The following is a 13980-nucleotide window of genomic DNA, read 5'->3' on the forward strand; positions in this document are numbered from 1 at the left end:
CGCCGATCGGCGCGTCGCGGTTCTCCACCGCCGCCAGCGCCGAGCCCTTGACGATCGGGATGTCGTCGCCCGGGAACTGGTAGGACGACAAGAGCTCGCGCACTTCCATCTCGACGAGGTCCAGCAGCTCCTCGTCGTCGACCATGTCGACCTTGTTCATGAACACCACCAGCGCCGGCACCCCGACCTGGCGCGCCAGCAGGATGTGCTCGCGGGTCTGCGGCATCGGGCCGTCGGCCGCCGACACCACCAGGATCGCGCCGTCCATCTGCGCCGCGCCGGTGATCATGTTCTTCACGTAGTCGGCGTGCCCCGGGCAGTCGACGTGCGCGTAGTGGCGGTTCTTGGTCTCGTATTCCACGTGCGCGGTGTTGATCGTGATCCCGCGCGCCTTCTCTTCCGGCGCCGCGTCGATGTCCGCATAGGCCATCGCCTTCGCACCGCCCGCCTTCGCCAGCGTCATCGTGATCGCCGCCGTCAGCGTCGTCTTGCCGTGGTCAACGTGACCAATCGTGCCGATGTTGCAGTGCGGCTTGTTGCGTTCGAACTTTTCCTTGGCCATCGGGATCCTGCGGACTTTGCTTTGAAATCGGGTTTCTAGACGGTTGGAGCGGGTAGCGGGAATCGAACCCGCATATTCAGCTTGGAAGGCTGCTGCACTACCATTGTGCTATACCCGCATAAGGCTTGCGGGGTGACCGCATATCTCCTCATCGGTCCGACGCGTGGTGGGGGAAGTAGGACTCGAACCTACGAAGGCGTACGCCAGGGGATTTACAGTCCCCCCCCTTTGCCACTCGGGACATTCCCCCGCGCGCTCGGAGCCAGTCGAGGCTCTGACAAAGGCTTCCGCCTGAAGGCGCGGGCGGTGATAAGACCGCCTCGCAAGGCCCTACAAAGCGGCAACCCCGTCTAGGGCCCCAATTTGGAGCGCGTCTTATAGTGGCCTCGTATCCCGAACGCAACGACGCCCGGAAGGGTCGAAAGCCAGGCCGCCCGGGCCACTTCCACAAGCGTCCCGAAACCGCCTCCGACGACTGGATCTGGGGCTGGCATGCGGTGGAGGCCGCACTGGGAAATCCGCGTCGCGGCGAGCCGCTGCGCCTGCTGGCGACGCCCGAGCGCGCCCGTCAGATCGAGCAGGGATTCGGTCGGCTTGCGGCGCTGGAGTCCGCCGACAACCAGCTGATCGCCCAGCAACTGCCGCAAGGCGCGGTCCACCAGGGCGTGGCCCTGCGCACCCCGCCGCTCGAATCGGCGGAGCTGGAGGACTTCGAGGCGCGGCCCGGCGCCGTCCTGCTGATTCTCGACCAGGTCACCGACCCGCAGAACGTCGGCGCCATCCTGCGCTCCGCCGCCGCCTTCGGCGCGGCCGGGGTCGTCCTGCAGGAACGGCACGCCCCGCGATTCACCGGCGCGCTGGCCAAGGCCGCCGCCGGTGGCCTGGAGCGGGTGCCGGTGGCCCGGGTGGTCAACCTCTCCCGCGCCCTCGAGCAGCTCACCGAGCTCGGCTGGCGTGCGGTCGGCCTGACCGGCGAGGCGGAGCGCGACCTGCACGCCGTGCTGGACGGCGGGCCGGTGGTCCTGGTGCTCGGCTCGGAAGGCGAAGGCCTGCGCCGGCTGGTGGCCGAGCATTGCGACGAGCTGGCGAAAATTCCCATGCCCGGCGGCTTCGAGAGCCTGAACGTCTCCGCCGCCGCCGCTGTGGCCCTCTATGAGGCCGCCCGCCCGCGCAGCTGAACCGGAGCCTTCCGCCCGCGGAGGTGTTGCTGCGTCTCCAGCCCTGTCACATGAGGTCTTGATGGCGTTTGCGATCCCCAACCTGGCCGGCGCCGGCGCCGTCGCCGCCTTTGCCCAGGTGGTGATGATCGACCTGGCCCTGGCCGGCGACAACGCCGTGGCCGTGGGTCTCGCCGCCTCCGGCCTGCCGCCGCACCAGCGCCGCCGGGCCATCGTGCTCGGCCTGGCCGGCGCGGTGGTGATGCTGATCGGCTTTGCGCTGATCACCGTCCAGCTGCTGAAGCTGATCGGCCTGCTGCTGGCCGGCGGCGTCCTGCTGCTCTGGGTCTGCTGGAAGATGTGGCGAGAGCTGCGCGAGCAGGGCCGCGAAGAGGGCGCCGAAGGCGAGGCCGCGCTGGAGGCCGCCACGGGCGTCGTCATCGGCGCGACGCCGCGCGCCGCCCCCAAGGCCAAGACGCTGCGCCAGGCGCTGCTGCAGATCCTGCTCGCCGACCTCACCATGTCGCTCGACAACGTGCTGGCGGTGGCCGGCGCGGCGCGCCAGCACCCGACGGTGCTGATCGTCGGCCTGCTGCTCTCGATCACCCTGATGGGGGTGGCCGCCAGCTGGATCGCCAAGCTGCTGCACCGCTTCCGCTGGCTGGGCTACGTGGGCCTGGCGATCGTCTTCTACGTGGCCCTGCACATGATCTGGGAAGGCGCCCGCACCGTCGCCATCGATCTGAACAGGACCGCCGGCTACAACGCCGCCATGCCGAAATCGCTCGATATCAAGCCGGGCGAGGTTGTCGAGCGCAAGGCCGGGGCCAAGCCGGCGCCTTAGGGCCAGACGCGCACGCGACGATCCTCAACCATCCGGTTGACAGTCCGATTCGCCGCCTTCATATTCAACCACATGGTTGAACTTCAAGCCGCGACAAAGCTCGACGCCGTATTCCACGCGCTGGGAGACGCCACCCGCCGCCACATGCTGCGCGACCTCGCCGGCGGCGAGCGCAGCGTCGGCGAGCTGGCCGCCCCCTTCGAGATCTCGCTGGCCGCGGCCTCGAAGCACATCAAGGCCCTGGAGCGCGCCGGCCTGGTTCGCCGCACGGTGGCCGGCCGCAAGCACCTCTGCCGCCTGGAGGCCCGCCCCCTGGAGGGCGCCCACGAGTGGCTCGGCTTCTACAAACAGTTCTGGAGCGGACGCCTCGACATCCTCGAAAGCCTCCTTCGCCAGGAGGACGCCGCTAAATCGCAAGGAGAAGACCATGACTGACACCACGACCCTCGACGCCTACGGCGTTCTGATTGAGCCCATGACGCTCCGGCTCCAGCGCATGCTGCCCGGCCCGATCGAGCGGATCTGGTCCTACCTCACCGAGAGCGAACTGCGCGGGAAGTGGCTGGCCACCGGCGAGATGGAGTTGAAGCCCGGCGGGGCCTTCGAGTTCGTCTGGCACAACGACCGGCTCACGGATCACCCGGAGGACCGGCCGGCAGGCATTGAGGCGCAGCACAGCATGCGCAGCCAGGTCGTGCAGGTCGATCCGCCGCGGCTGCTCACCATCGCCTGGGGGGAACGCGGCGACGTCACGTTCGAACTGGAGCCGCGCGGCGCCGAGGTGCTGCTGACCGTCACCCACCGCCGCCTGCCGGACCGCGACACCCTGCTGAAGGTCAGCGCCGGCTGGCACGCCCACCTCGACCTCCTGGGCGTCCGCGTCCGAGGCGGTCAGTCGACGTCCTTCTGGCGCGAATGGTCGCGGTTGCGCACGGACTACGACGCGCGCCTGCCGCATTAACGAGGAGTCATTTGGCCCGGACGCCGGCGCTTGCTTAAGTCCGGGCCATGCTCAAGCTATCTATCTGGGACAGCGGTCGGCACGACCGGCCTGCTCGGACCCGATGGCGTGGTGGAGATCCAGATGATCGCCTACGCGCCGCGGAAAGCCCGCTAGGCCAGTCAGCCTAGGCGGGCTCGACCGCCGTCTCCGCGCCGCCGAACCGCGCGACCCACTCCGCCACCTGGGCCTCCTCGACCTTGCGGAACAGCACCTCGGGCGCCTTCACCGTCCGGCCGGGCTCCAGGATGTCCAGCACGCCCTCGCCGTCCAGGCTCGGCCAACGGCCGGGGAAGCTCTCGCCCACCGCCAGTGCGATGGTCTCGGCGGCGAACGGGATGAACGGCTCGGAGACCTTGGCGAACAGCGCCACCAGGTTCAGGCCGTAGCGGACGCTGACCGCGGCGCGCTCGCGGTCGGTCTTCACCGCCGTCCAGGGCGCGGCCTCGGTGAGGTACTGGTTGCCCAGCACCCAGAGCTGGCGCAGCGCCGTCGCCGATTTGCGGAACTCGCGGTCCTCCATGTGGCCGCTGAGCTCTCGCAGCTTGGCCAGCACCTCGTCCTCGAGCTTCGCCTCCAGCGGCCCTGGCTCGCCGCCGGCGGGCACGACGCCGTCGAAGCGGTTCTCGGTGAACTTCAGGATGCGGTTGACGAAATTGCCCAGCACGTCGGCGAGGTCGGCGTTCACCTGCGCCTGGAACTGCTCCCAGGTGAAGGTCGCGTCGGAAGTCTCCGGCGTGTTGGCGGTGATCCACCAGCGCCAGTAGTCGGCCGGCAGCAGCTCCAGCGCGTGGTCCATGAACACCCCGCGCTGCTGCGAGGTGGAGAACTTGCCGCCGTAGTAGTCCAGCCAGTTGAAGCCCTTCAGCTGGTCGACCAGCTTCCAGGGCGCGTTCTCGACCGTCGCCCAGGTCCCGTCCGCCTGGAGGCGCTCGTTGATCCCGATCAGCGTGCAGGGGAAGCCGACGGTGTGGAAGGGCACGTTGTCCTTGCCCATGAACTCCACATAGGTGACGTCCGCCGCCGCCGGCTGCCGCCACCAGCGTTCCCAGTCCTCGTCCTTGGCCGGCCCCTGCTCCGCCTCGGCGGCGCGGGCGTCGGCCCATTCCCAGGTGGCGGCGATGTACTCGATGGGCGCGTCGAACCAGACGTAGAAGACCTTGCCGGCCAGCCCTTCGATATCGGGCGTCTGGCCCTGCGGGTTCGGGCCCCACTCGAAGGCGTTGACCGGCACGCCCCATTCCAGGTCGCGGGTGATGCCGCGGTCCTGCAGCCCCTCGTCCAGCCACTTCAGCGCGATGGAGGTGACCAGCAGCGGCCAGGCGTGGCGCTTGGACTCGATCCAGCTGCGCAGCTTCCCGGAGAACAGGCTCTGGCGCAGGAACAGGTGCTTGGAGCCGCGGATCTCGATGTCCGTGGAGCCGGAGATGGCCGAGCGCGGGTGCAGCAGGTCGGCGGGGTCGAGCACCCGGGTGCAGTTCTCGCACTGGTCGCCGCGGGCCGCGTCATAGCCGCAGTGCGGACAGGTGCCGATCACGTAGCGGTCCGGCAGGAAGCGCTTGTCGGCGTTGGAATAGACCTGCTGGGTGATCCGCTCCTCGATGAAGCCGGCCTCCCACAGGGTCTGGGCGAAGCGCTGCGTCAGCCGGTGGTTCTGCGGCGAGGACGAGCGGCCGAAATGGTCCCAGGACAGGCCGAACCGGCGGCCGAGGTCGTGCTGGACGGCGTGCTGCTCGGCGCAGAAGGTCGCCGGATCCTGCCCCGCCGCCGCCGCCGCCAGCTCGGTCGGGGTGCCGTGCTCGTCGGTGGCGCAGATATAGAGGGTCTCGCGGCCGCGCGAGCGCTGGAACCGGGCGTAGACATCGGCCGGCAGCATCGACCCCGCCAGCGTCCCCAGGTGCTTGATCCCGTTGATGTAGGGCAGAGCCGAGGTGATCAGGATGCGGGACATGGGCGCTTTGCAGGGGGTTCGCGGAAACCGGGGCTTATAGGCTCACCCTCCCGGTTCGCCAAAGCCGCGCACAAGAAATCCTCGCCAACCACCGTTATCGGAGTCACGGTCCCGCCAGGGCGAAGACGGCGGCCCTTGAGTCGTCAAGAGAACACGCCGTCTTATAAGGGAGAATACGCATGTTGAAGGGCGTCAATTGGATCGCCGTCATCGTTGCGGTGGTGCTGCTCGAAGGCTTGGGGATGCTCTGGTACGGGCCGTTGTTCGGCCAGGCCTGGGTCGCCGCCTTGGGACACACGCCGGATATGGCCAACCAGAACGTGATGATGGCCTTGGGCGCGGTGAATACTCTGATCGTGGTGCTGGGGCTCGCCTGGCTCCTCCGCCGGGCGGGGGCCACAAGCGTCAACGCGGCGATCATGGCCTCGCTGGCCGCCTGGTTCTTCTTCAGCTTCACGACCCAGGCGCTGGAGTACCTCTACATGGGCATGAGCCTGCCGTTCGTAGCCATCAACATGGGCTACCTGCTGGTGTCCTTCGTGGTCGCCGGCGCCACCCTGGCGCTGGTGAAGATCGGCGCGCCGGCCGGCCGCGCGGCCACAGCCTGAGCGTCTCGGAACGCCCCGCCCGGGCGGGTGGGGCGTCTCCTCAGAACGGTCCCTTGAAGACCACGAAGGCCCCGGCGGCGATCAGGCCGAAGCCGACGGCGTGGTTGACGGTCAGCCGCTCGCCCAGCCAGGTCACCGAGAAGACGGCGAACACCGCCAGGGTGATCACCTCCTGCATCGCCTTCAGCTCCGCCGGCTCATAGACCGCCCGCCCGATGCGGTTGGCCGGCACCGCCAGGCAGTATTCGAAGAAGGCGATCCCCCAGCCGATCACCACGATCAGCCACAGCGGCCGGTGCTCCACCTTCAACTGGCCGTACCAGGCGAAGGTCATGAACACGTTGGAGGCGACCAGCATCAGCACCGGCGCGATCGCCGTCCAGTTCAAGGGCATCGACGGGGGACTCCGGTTGTTCCGCGGATGGGCGTTGGCGGCGCTGTAGCTCGCGCTCGCGCGGGGAGCTAGAGCGCCGGAACGTGGTCGAACCATGGCTGCGCCTGCTCCAGTTGCGCCGCCAGCCGGAAGAGCACCCCTCCTCGCCCATCCGTCCGACGAACTGCATCCCGATCGGCAGGCCGGAGCGGCTCCGGCGGAGAACCCATCGACGCAGCCGGTTCAATTTACTCAGCAATCGCGGCCCTCTGCGGACCCGAAGCGCGACAAAAATCCGCCGGGCCCGGAATTTTCGTGGCTTTCGGAGAGGTTTCGTGACACATTCAGCCTATCGAATATCGTTCTGGTTCGGTTGCTCTCCATGCTCGTTCCTCGGATCGAGCTCCCGGGCCTGCCTCGACCCTCCTCACGAATTTGATCGTCCGCGCTGCCGGCGCCGATGAAAACTTACACTCGAAGGTGACACCTGTGGCGACCCGCGCCACGTCGGCAGGGCGTCACGCGCCAAAACCAAGGAAGGCCGCACGCTGATGACCATGCCAACCGTCGAACGCGCCTACGCCCTGGCCCGCTCCGGCCAGTTCAGCGATCTCGACCGGCTCAAGGACCGGCTGAAGGCCGACGGCTGCCGTGCCGTCGACGCGCTGCTCGCCGCCCGCTCCATCCGGGGCCATCTCGAGGCGATCTGCGCCGCCTCCTTCAAGCCGCCCGTGCATCCGGAGTGATCCGGCCGGCCAACCCGAAAGCCACATGAACGAGATCCAGAAGACCGGCTACGCCGAGCGGTTGAAGACTGCGGCGGACGCCAAGAAGGCCCTGCTCGAGAAGTTCAAGCCGAAACCCACCGTCACCGATCCGCTGTTCGCGGAACGCGCCGCGATGAAGGCCGCCGAGCTCGACCGCGTGCGCGATGAGCGCGCCGTCGCCAAGGCCGACGCCAAACAGGCTGCGGCCGACGCCGAGGAAGCCGCACGCCAGGCCGAAGCCGACGTGGCCGCCGCCGCCCTCGACGCCAAGCGGGGCGAGCGCAAGGAGCGCAAGGCCCTGACCAAGGCCGAAGCCCAGGCCAAACGCGACGCTCGTTACGCCGCCCGCAAGGCGCGCCAGTAACCGCCGTCCCCTACCGGAGATCGCCACATGGCCCGCAAGCCCAACTACCAGTTCGAACGCATGGAACGTGAGCGCATCAAGGCGAACAAGGCCGCCGAGAAGGCGCGCGCCAAGCGCGAGCAGCAGGAACACGACCGCGCCCAGTCCGATCCGGCCCAGTCCGCGGGCGAAGCCCCGGCCGCTGACGACGACAGCTGAAAGACACCCCGATGCAGACCGCGACCATCTTCAACCATGAGACCGTCGTCCTCGACGGGGAGAGCTTCGCGGACTGCGAATTCCGGTCCTGCCGGATGATCTATTCCGGCGGCGAGCTGCCCCACTTCGACAGCTGCCGCTTCGACGAGTGCGAGTGGAAGTTCGAAGAAGCCGCCATCCGCACCCTCGGCTTTCTGAAGCTGGTGTGGGGCGTCGGCGGCAAGGCCCCTGTGCAGGCCATGATCAAGGAAATCACCGGCGGCGGCCGCTAGCCCTTGCTCAGACGCCGGCCGTTGGCGCGGACCTTCCGGCGGTAGCTCGCAACCGCGCGTGACGGCGCCAGGTGGCCCTTTCCGGTCATCACGCTCGTCACCACCTGCGCCTGCGTCTCGGCTGCGGCGCGCATCTTCTCCGTGACCATCAGCTGAGCCTCGGCCGCGGCGGCGGGACCGCCGGCCGCGAGCTTCATCATCCGCAGAGTCATGACCCTCTGAGCCTCGACGCCCAGCCACAGGCTGTCGACGCCAAGCCTCAGCCAGGGATTTCCACGCGTCCTCATCCGAGCCTCCCGGTCACGCCAGCATCCTGACGCTCGGCTCGCGGTCCCATTGGCGGGTGCGCGCCGGCGGCAGGAAGGCTTCGGCGCCCGAGCCCAGGTCCACCACCCCGGCGTCGGTCTGCACGCCGGCCTTGTCGAGCAGCGGCTTCGCCTGCGCCGTGAAGCCGATCGCCTTCAGGTGCACGAAGGCGTTCGCCACGAAGTCCGTCGCGGCGCTCTCGCCCAGCAACTGGGCGCAGCCCTCGGCGGACACAACCACGGCGACCGCGTCGAAGATCACCGACGGACTGCCGGCGAGCTGGCCGTCGGCCTTCAGGACATCGCCGCCCTTCAGGGTGACCCCGCCGATCTTCGGCGCCACGACCTTCACCGTCGCCCCCTCGCCTTCGGCGGCCTTGCGAACCGCCTCGACGATGGCGCCGTCCGCGCCGTCGGTGACCAGGATGCCCACCGCCCGCCCCATCAGCGTCTGCGGATATTTGCCGACGATCCGCAGCATGGGCGAGAGCTCCATGTCCTTCGGCTCGACCGCGGGCTCGGCTCTGGCGGGCAGATCCATGTTGAGCCCCGTCGCCACCCGCTGGGCGAGGTCGCTATCGACGTTCTGCAGGTTGGCCAGGATGCGCTGGCGGACATGCTCGAAGCTGCACTTCGACAGCTCGAACACGATGGCGCTGGCCAGGTGGGCCTGCTCGATCCTGGTCTGCGAGCGGAAGAACAGGCGCGCCTGGCTGTAATGGTCGGCGAAGGTTTCGGCGCGCAGGCGCACCTTCGGCCCCTCGACCGCCATGGCGGCGGTGCGGAAGCCGCCCTTCGGATCTTCGCGCGGCCCGCCCTCCTCGCCCGCCTCGGCGAGGCTGTTGGGCTCGTAGTTGGCGCGGCCTTTCGGGATCTGCATCTGCATGTGCCCGTCCCGCTGCATGTTCTGGAAAGGGCAGCCCTTGGCCTGATTGATCGGCAGCTGGTGGAAGTTGACGCTCCCCAGCCGCGACAGCTGGGTGTCCTGGTAGGAGAACAACCGCCCCTGCAGCAGCGGGTCTTCGGAGGCGTCGATGCCCGGGGGCATATTGGTGGGCAGGAAGGCGGCCTGCTCGGTCTCGGCGAAGAAGTTGTCCGGGTTGCGGTCCAGCACCATGCGCCCGACCACCTGGATCGGGACCATCTCCTCGGGGATCAGCTTGGTGGCGTCGAGGATGTCGAACGGCAGGGCGTCGGCCTCGGCCTGGCTCACCAGCTGGACGCCGAATTCCCACTCGGGGAAATGGCCGCCGGCGATCGCCTCGTGCAGGTCGCGGCGGTGGAAGTCGGGGTCGGCGCCGGCGATCTTCAGCGCCTCGTCCCAGCAGGTCGACTGGGTCCCGAGCTTGGGCCGCCAGTGGAACTTCACGAAGGTGCCCTCCCCCTTCTCGTTCACCAGGCGGAAGGTGTTGACCCCAAAGCCCTCCATCATCCGGAACGAGCGCGGGATCGCCCGGTCGGACATCGCCCACATGACCATGTGGGTGGCTTCCGGCATCAGGCCGATGAAGTCCCAGAAGGTGTCGTGGGCGCTGGCGGCCTGCGGATAGCCGCGGTCGGACTCCATCTTCACCGCGTGGATCAGGTCCGGGAACTTGATGGCGTCCTGGATGAAGAAGACCGGGATGTTGTTGCCCACCAGGTCCCAGTTGCCCTCGCGGGTGTAGAACTTGACGGCGAAGCCGCGCACGTCGCGCGGCGTGTCGACGGAGCCGGCGCCGCCGGCCACGGTGGAGAACCGGGTGAACACCTCCGTCCGCTGGCCGACCTCGGTGAGGATGTTGGCGCGGGTGTAGGGGGCCAGCGACGTGGTCAGCTCGAAGAACCCGTGCGCCGCCGAGCCGCGGGCGTGGACGATCCGCTCGGGGATGCGCTCGTGGTCGAAGTGCTGGATCTTCTCCCGCAGGACGAAGTCCTCCAGCAGGGCCGGTCCGCGCGGGCCGGCCTTCAGCGAGTTCTGGTCGTCGCTGAGCGGCACGCCGAAATTGGTGGTGAGCCTGCCGTCCGGCTGACTGGCCGTCTGGTGCAATTCGCCGCCGGGCGCGACGATCAGTTTGGAATCCGGAGCGCTCGGCGCCCTGCCCTTGTCGTTTGGCATGTGATTGTCCCGGCTGCGTCCGCTGGCGCGAACTCATGGGCTAACGCCGGCCCGCCGGATTGGTCGCTAAGGTGACGCCTGCTCGGGCGCCGCGACCCTCGTCGCGCAAGCGTGCGCCCGCCGCCCTGCCGCGCAGGCGGTTGCCGCCGGGCGGCCGGAACGTCTAAGGAAGACCCCCGCGGGTCGGCTCAAAGGGTTGGACCGCCCGCAGGCGCTGTCCGTGGCCAGACGGGCAGCAAGAGCGCCGGATTAGCTCAGCTGGTAGAGCAGCGGTTTTGTAAACCGAAGGTCGCGGGTTCGAGTCCTGCATCCGGCACCACCTACGCGCTGGGCCCAGCGGCCCGCTCCCGCCGTCAAGCGACGGTCGCGCGGCGGAAGGCGTCGTTGGCGTGGCCCCACGAGAACGCTTTCATGAAGGCGTCCACATAGGCCGCGGCCTTGGCGCCGTAGTCCATGTGATAGGCGTGCTCGTACATGTCGAGCGCGAGCAGCGGCGCGCCATCGGCGAGCGTCATGGTGTGGTCGGCCGCCCAGGTGTTGACCAGCCGCCCGTCGCGGCGGCTGTGGGTGAGGATCACCCAGCCCGAGCCGCCGCCCAGCGCCTTGCCCATGCCCGCGAACTCGGCCCCCCAGCGGTCGTGGCTGCCGAAGTCGCGCTCGATGGCCTTGGCCAGCGCCGGGCTCGCCGCCGCCCCCGGCGCCAGGCCGGCGAAATAGGCCTCGTGCAGGATCATCGAGTTCCAGGCGATCAGCTCCTCGCGCTTCAGGCCATTGACCTCGAACACCGGCGCCGTGGCCGGATCGAGATTGCCGAACTCGCCACGGATCGCGCCCAGCCGCTTCACGGCGCCGACGTAGTTGTTGTCGTGGTGGCTGACGAGCAGCTTCTCCGACAGACCCGGCACGGCCTTCGGGTCGAACGGCAGCGGCTGCGGCTGCGGCGCGAAGGCCGATGCGGCTGGGCCGGCGGCCGGCTGGGCGGCGGCCGAAGATGCGGCGGCCGCGGCGCCGGCAAGCGCCAGGCCGCCCAGAAGCAGGCGGCGATCGACGGTGGGTTCAGTCATGGAAGTCTCCGGTCAGTGGGTGGCGGGGAAGAGGAAGGTCACGCGTCGGCCGCTCGCCGGTTGCGCCTTTCGACCAAGCGCTGGCGCAGGGTCTCGGCGAGCGCGGCAGGCGCTTCGTCGGGGATCGGGAAGACCGAGCTCGCATTGATCTCGCAGAGCACATAGCTGTCCTCGCCCTCCGGCGTTCTTGGACCGAGCAGGAAGTCGGCGTCCCAGATCACCGGCAGCGCCGCCGGATCGATGTCGAGCCGTCGCGCCATGGCCGGCGTCCAGTCCTGGTCCATCAGGCCCCGCAAGCGCTGGAACCGCACATCGTCGGGCCCCGAATAGAGTCGCGGGCTCGCCGGCCCGGCCTCCGGCGGCGCGAGCGCCCGGACAAGCTGGCGCCCAAACCCGACCACTTGGCCGCCGGACATGTAGCAGCGGACCATGCCGTCCAGATGACGCAGCTGGAACGGCTGGTCGATCAGCCGCCCGCCCTCGGCGAAGTAGTCACGGCAGAGAGACATGAATGCCGCGAGCGACGTCACCTCCGGCTCGGCCGCGCGCCGCGCCTCCTGCACGCGCACGGTTTCCGCGCCGGCCGCCTCCACCTTCCAGACGCCGATGCCGCCATTGCCGCGGTTCTGCTTGAGCACGCGGGGGCCGGCTGCGACCCGGGCCGGGAACTGGGCCTCGAACGCCGCCGCCGTCTCGTACAGATGCGTGTCGGTTCCCCAGTCCAGCTCGCGGGTCCGGTAGAGGACCTCCTTGACGCCCATCTTCCCGATCACGTCGGGGTGGGCGCTGACGAGGATGCCTGCAGAGGCCAGGTGGCGGAGCAGGCGGTCGAGCGCCGTACGGCGCAGGCCGCCGGCGATCGGGTCCGCCCAGACCAGGACGGCGTCCATCGGCAGCAGTTGGTCGCGCACCTGATCCATCAACTCGTCGGAATAGACGGCGGGTTCGGCGGCGATGCCCTGGCCTTTCAGCGCCGCGAACACGGCCGCCAGACGGCTGGTCTCCGGCCGCGCCTCGGCCCGCGCCTGGGCGTCGCCGCGCCAGAGGATGGCCACTTTGAAGCGGTGTCGGTCCGGTTCAACCATGCGCGCTCCCGCCGGCCGCAGGGCCGGGTTGCAGGAGCGGGTCTTGGACGGCGAACCGTCTGGCCGGGCGCCCGCATCGGCCCGGAAGAGGCCAGACTAGCCCGATGGCCAGCCGGTTCAAGTCCCTCGCGGCGCGGCGCCCGGTCCCGCTGGCCGGGCTCCCCTCCTGGCCATTCCGCCTGCGACCCTTGCGGCGCGCGTCGCGCAGCGGATATGGATGAAGCCCCAAGCGGATGGATGTCTTGCCAACAGTCACCATCGACGACGTTGCGGAACTGGCGGGCGTGTCGATCAAGACCGTCTCGCGCGTGCTCAACCAGGAGCCGCACGTGCGTGAGGCGACGCGTGAGCGGGTGCTGAAGGCGGCGAAGGAGCTGGACTACACCCCCAACGTGTCGGCCCGCGCGCTGGCGGGCGCGCGCTCCTACCTGATCGGCCTCTACTACGACAATCCGAGCCCGGGCTACGTCGGCCAGGTCGAGCAAGGCGCGATGGCCGCCTGCCGTCCGGCGGGCTACCACCTCATCGTCGAACAGGTCCAGGAGGCCGGGGCGACGCTGCGGGAACGGATCGCCGCCTTCCACGCGCGCGTCCGTCCCGAAGGGGTGCTGCTGACGCCGCCGCTCTGCGACCTGCCCGAGGTGCTCGAAGCACTGGACGCCGCCAAGGCCAACTACGTCCGCATCGCGCCGTCGCGCGATCTCGAGCGCAGCCCCTACGTCTACATCGACGACCGCAAGGCCGCCGAGGAGATGACGCACTACCTGCAGGGGCTGGGTCACCGCGACATCGCCTTCATCCAGGGCCCGCCGGACCACTTCGCGGCGGCCCGCCGCTGCGAGGGGTTTCTGGACGCGATGGCGAGCGCGGGCCTGGCGGTGCGTCCCGAGTGGGTTCAACCCGGCGAGTTCTCATTCCGGTCCGGCTCGGAAGCCGGGGAGCGGCTGCTGTCGTCGCCTGACCGGCCCACGGCCATCTTCGCCGGCAACGACGACATGGCGCTCGGGGTCATGGCGGTGGCCAACCGGCTGCAGATCGAGATACCGAGCGGTCTGTCGGTCGTCGGTTTCGACGACTCGCCCAGCGCCCAGGTGGTCTGGCCCCAACTCACCACCGTTCGCCAGCCGACCGCCGAAATGGCCGCCGTCGCCGCGGAGATGCTGATCGGCCGCCGCGCCGCCGCCCGTGGGCCGCGGGGCCGCCTGCTCGCCTTCACCCTGGTCCCGCGTCAGTCCTCGGGGCCACCTCCGGGCGCGGCTTAGCCGGCGGTACAGCGCAGTTGTGAACGCGGTTCTCCCAACCTATCCTCCATTCGGGGGTGGGCCGGTCCCA

At 69.3% G+C, this 13980-nt stretch carries 17 protein-coding genes and 3 tRNA genes; 11 read left to right on the forward strand and 9 right to left on the reverse strand.

Going from position 1 to position 13980, the window contains the following annotated elements; translation table 11 throughout:
* From DJ021_RS00005 to DJ021_RS00015, 3 genes are all read right to left on the reverse strand, one after another.
* On the reverse strand, positions 1 to 562 hold a 562-nt coding region (locus DJ021_RS00005; protein ID WP_133254904.1), incomplete at its 3' end, for a GTP-binding protein.
* A gap of 44 nt (positions 563 to 606) precedes the next feature.
* Positions 607 to 680 (reverse strand) — tRNA-Gly (locus DJ021_RS00010).
* A 46-nt stretch (positions 681 to 726) separates the two neighbouring features.
* A tRNA-Tyr gene (locus DJ021_RS00015) sits at positions 727 to 812 on the reverse strand.
* A gap of 130 nt (positions 813 to 942) precedes the next feature.
* Between DJ021_RS00015 and rlmB the strand changes: the two genes are divergently transcribed.
* The 4 genes from rlmB (at position 943) to DJ021_RS00035 (ending at position 3524) form a co-directional block, all read left to right on the forward strand.
* Positions 943 to 1740 carry a 23S rRNA (guanosine(2251)-2'-O)-methyltransferase RlmB gene (gene rlmB / locus DJ021_RS00020; RefSeq protein WP_111455581.1) on the forward strand — a complete coding sequence of 266 codons (798 nt, stop codon included), beginning with the start codon at positions 943 to 945 and terminating at the stop codon, positions 1738 to 1740.
* 61 nt (positions 1741 to 1801) lie between these two features.
* On the forward strand, positions 1802 to 2563 hold the full coding sequence (locus tag DJ021_RS00025; RefSeq protein WP_111455582.1) for a YjbE family putative metal transport protein: 762 nt from the start codon (positions 1802 to 1804) through the stop codon (positions 2561 to 2563).
* 72 nt (positions 2564 to 2635) lie between these two features.
* The gene (locus tag DJ021_RS00030; RefSeq protein WP_111455583.1) at positions 2636 to 2998 is read left to right on the forward strand and encodes an ArsR/SmtB family transcription factor; all 363 of its coding nucleotides are present in this window, start codon (positions 2636 to 2638) and stop codon (positions 2996 to 2998) included.
* Positions 2991 to 3524: an SRPBCC family protein gene (locus tag DJ021_RS00035; RefSeq protein WP_111455584.1), complete on the forward strand. Its 534-nt coding sequence runs from the start codon at positions 2991 to 2993 to the stop codon at positions 3522 to 3524. Before DJ021_RS00030 ends, DJ021_RS00035 begins: the two co-directional genes overlap by 8 nt.
* 166 nt (positions 3525 to 3690) lie before the next feature.
* Here DJ021_RS00035 and metG read toward each other — a convergent pair whose 3' ends face one another.
* Complete coding sequence (gene metG, locus DJ021_RS00040) at positions 3691 to 5514, reverse strand: methionine--tRNA ligase (RefSeq protein WP_111455585.1); 1824 nt, start codon at positions 5512 to 5514, stop codon at positions 3691 to 3693.
* A gap of 179 nt (positions 5515 to 5693) precedes the next feature.
* On the opposite strand from metG, the gene DJ021_RS00045 reads away from it, so the two are divergent.
* Positions 5694 to 6122 (forward strand): DUF1761 domain-containing protein, encoded by a 429-nt coding sequence (locus tag DJ021_RS00045; RefSeq protein ID WP_111455586.1) that lies wholly within the window; start codon positions 5694 to 5696, stop codon positions 6120 to 6122.
* Between the two features lie 40 nt (positions 6123 to 6162).
* Here DJ021_RS00045 and DJ021_RS00050 read toward each other — a convergent pair whose 3' ends face one another.
* Entirely contained in the window at positions 6163 to 6516 is a 354-nt protein-coding gene (locus DJ021_RS00050; RefSeq protein WP_111455587.1) for a DMT family protein, read from the reverse strand.
* A 530-nt stretch (positions 6517 to 7046) separates the two neighbouring features.
* Between DJ021_RS00050 and DJ021_RS00055 the strand changes: the two genes are divergently transcribed.
* From DJ021_RS00055 to DJ021_RS00065, 4 genes are read left to right on the forward strand one after another with little or no spacing between them, the layout of a single operon-like run.
* A complete protein-coding gene (locus tag DJ021_RS00055) occupies positions 7047 to 7241 on the forward strand; it encodes a hypothetical protein (RefSeq protein ID WP_111455588.1) in 195 nt (64 codons plus the stop codon).
* 25 nt (positions 7242 to 7266) lie between these two features.
* On the forward strand, positions 7267 to 7626 hold the full coding sequence (locus tag DJ021_RS00060; protein WP_111455589.1) for a DUF6481 family protein: 360 nt from the start codon (positions 7267 to 7269) through the stop codon (positions 7624 to 7626).
* A 27-nt stretch (positions 7627 to 7653) separates the two neighbouring features.
* Positions 7654 to 7824, forward strand: coding sequence for a hypothetical protein (locus tag DJ021_RS18775; RefSeq protein WP_165837055.1), 171 nt, complete (start codon positions 7654 to 7656; stop codon positions 7822 to 7824).
* Between the two features lie 11 nt (positions 7825 to 7835).
* The gene (locus DJ021_RS00065) at positions 7836 to 8096 is read left to right on the forward strand and encodes a hypothetical protein (protein WP_111455590.1); all 261 of its coding nucleotides are present in this window, start codon (positions 7836 to 7838) and stop codon (positions 8094 to 8096) included.
* Here the strand turns inward: DJ021_RS00065 and DJ021_RS00070 are convergent.
* Entirely contained in the window at positions 8093 to 8383 is a 291-nt protein-coding gene (locus tag DJ021_RS00070) for a hypothetical protein (protein ID WP_111455591.1), read from the reverse strand. The genes DJ021_RS00065 and DJ021_RS00070 overlap by 4 nt on opposite strands.
* A 13-nt stretch (positions 8384 to 8396) precedes the next feature.
* Positions 8397 to 10499, reverse strand: coding sequence for a catalase (locus DJ021_RS00075; protein WP_111455592.1), 2103 nt, complete (start codon positions 10497 to 10499; stop codon positions 8397 to 8399).
* 243 nt (positions 10500 to 10742) lie between these two features.
* On the opposite strand from DJ021_RS00075, the gene DJ021_RS00080 reads away from it, so the two are divergent.
* Positions 10743 to 10818 (forward strand) — tRNA-Thr (locus DJ021_RS00080).
* A gap of 34 nt (positions 10819 to 10852) precedes the next feature.
* Here the strand turns inward: DJ021_RS00080 and DJ021_RS00085 are convergent.
* Positions 10853 to 11563, reverse strand: coding sequence for a superoxide dismutase (locus tag DJ021_RS00085; RefSeq protein WP_111455593.1), 711 nt, complete (start codon positions 11561 to 11563; stop codon positions 10853 to 10855).
* A gap of 38 nt (positions 11564 to 11601) precedes the next feature.
* The gene (locus tag DJ021_RS00090; RefSeq protein ID WP_111455594.1) at positions 11602 to 12648 is read right to left on the reverse strand and encodes a Cj0069 family protein; all 1047 of its coding nucleotides are present in this window, start codon (positions 12646 to 12648) and stop codon (positions 11602 to 11604) included.
* A 233-nt stretch (positions 12649 to 12881) separates the two neighbouring features.
* Here DJ021_RS00090 and DJ021_RS00095 point away from each other — a divergent pair, with 233 nt between their 5' ends.
* Entirely contained in the window at positions 12882 to 13910 is a 1029-nt protein-coding gene (locus DJ021_RS00095) for a LacI family DNA-binding transcriptional regulator (RefSeq protein WP_111455595.1), read from the forward strand.
* The last annotated feature ends 70 nt before the right edge of the window (positions 13911 to 13980 follow it).

It is taken from the genome of Phenylobacterium hankyongense (assembly GCF_003254505.1).
GTDB classification, from domain to species: Bacteria; Pseudomonadota; Alphaproteobacteria; order Caulobacterales; family Caulobacteraceae; genus Phenylobacterium; species Phenylobacterium hankyongense.

What these genes read in the sequence shown, in the direction of transcription:
- DJ021_RS00075 (WP_111455592.1), bottom strand. Translation starts at nt 10,499, where the DNA reads ATGCCAAACGACAAGGGCAGGGCGCCGAGCGCTCCGGATTCCAAACTG.
- DJ021_RS18775 (WP_165837055.1), top strand. Translation starts at nt 7,654, where the DNA reads ATGGCCCGCAAGCCCAACTACCAGTTCGAACGCATGGAACGTGAGCGC.
- DJ021_RS00090 (WP_111455594.1), bottom strand. Translation starts at nt 12,648, where the DNA reads ATGGTTGAACCGGACCGACACCGCTTCAAAGTGGCCATCCTCTGGCGC.
- DJ021_RS00055 (WP_111455588.1), top strand. Translation starts at nt 7,047, where the DNA reads ATGACCATGCCAACCGTCGAACGCGCCTACGCCCTGGCCCGCTCCGGC.
- DJ021_RS00030 (WP_111455583.1), top strand. Translation starts at nt 2,636, where the DNA reads ATGGTTGAACTTCAAGCCGCGACAAAGCTCGACGCCGTATTCCACGCG.
- DJ021_RS00045 (WP_111455586.1), top strand. Translation starts at nt 5,694, where the DNA reads ATGTTGAAGGGCGTCAATTGGATCGCCGTCATCGTTGCGGTGGTGCTG.
- DJ021_RS00095 (WP_111455595.1), top strand. Translation starts at nt 12,882, where the DNA reads ATGGATGTCTTGCCAACAGTCACCATCGACGACGTTGCGGAACTGGCG.
- metG (WP_111455585.1), bottom strand. Translation starts at nt 5,514, where the DNA reads ATGTCCCGCATCCTGATCACCTCGGCTCTGCCCTACATCAACGGGATC.
- DJ021_RS00070 (WP_111455591.1), bottom strand. Translation starts at nt 8,383, where the DNA reads ATGAGGACGCGTGGAAATCCCTGGCTGAGGCTTGGCGTCGACAGCCTG.
- DJ021_RS00025 (WP_111455582.1), top strand. Translation starts at nt 1,802, where the DNA reads ATGGCGTTTGCGATCCCCAACCTGGCCGGCGCCGGCGCCGTCGCCGCC.
- DJ021_RS00050 (WP_111455587.1), bottom strand. Translation starts at nt 6,516, where the DNA reads ATGCCCTTGAACTGGACGGCGATCGCGCCGGTGCTGATGCTGGTCGCC.
- DJ021_RS00085 (WP_111455593.1), bottom strand. Translation starts at nt 11,563, where the DNA reads ATGACTGAACCCACCGTCGATCGCCGCCTGCTTCTGGGCGGCCTGGCG.
- DJ021_RS00065 (WP_111455590.1), top strand. Translation starts at nt 7,836, where the DNA reads ATGCAGACCGCGACCATCTTCAACCATGAGACCGTCGTCCTCGACGGG.
- DJ021_RS00035 (WP_111455584.1), top strand. Translation starts at nt 2,991, where the DNA reads ATGACTGACACCACGACCCTCGACGCCTACGGCGTTCTGATTGAGCCC.
- DJ021_RS00060 (WP_111455589.1), top strand. Translation starts at nt 7,267, where the DNA reads ATGAACGAGATCCAGAAGACCGGCTACGCCGAGCGGTTGAAGACTGCG.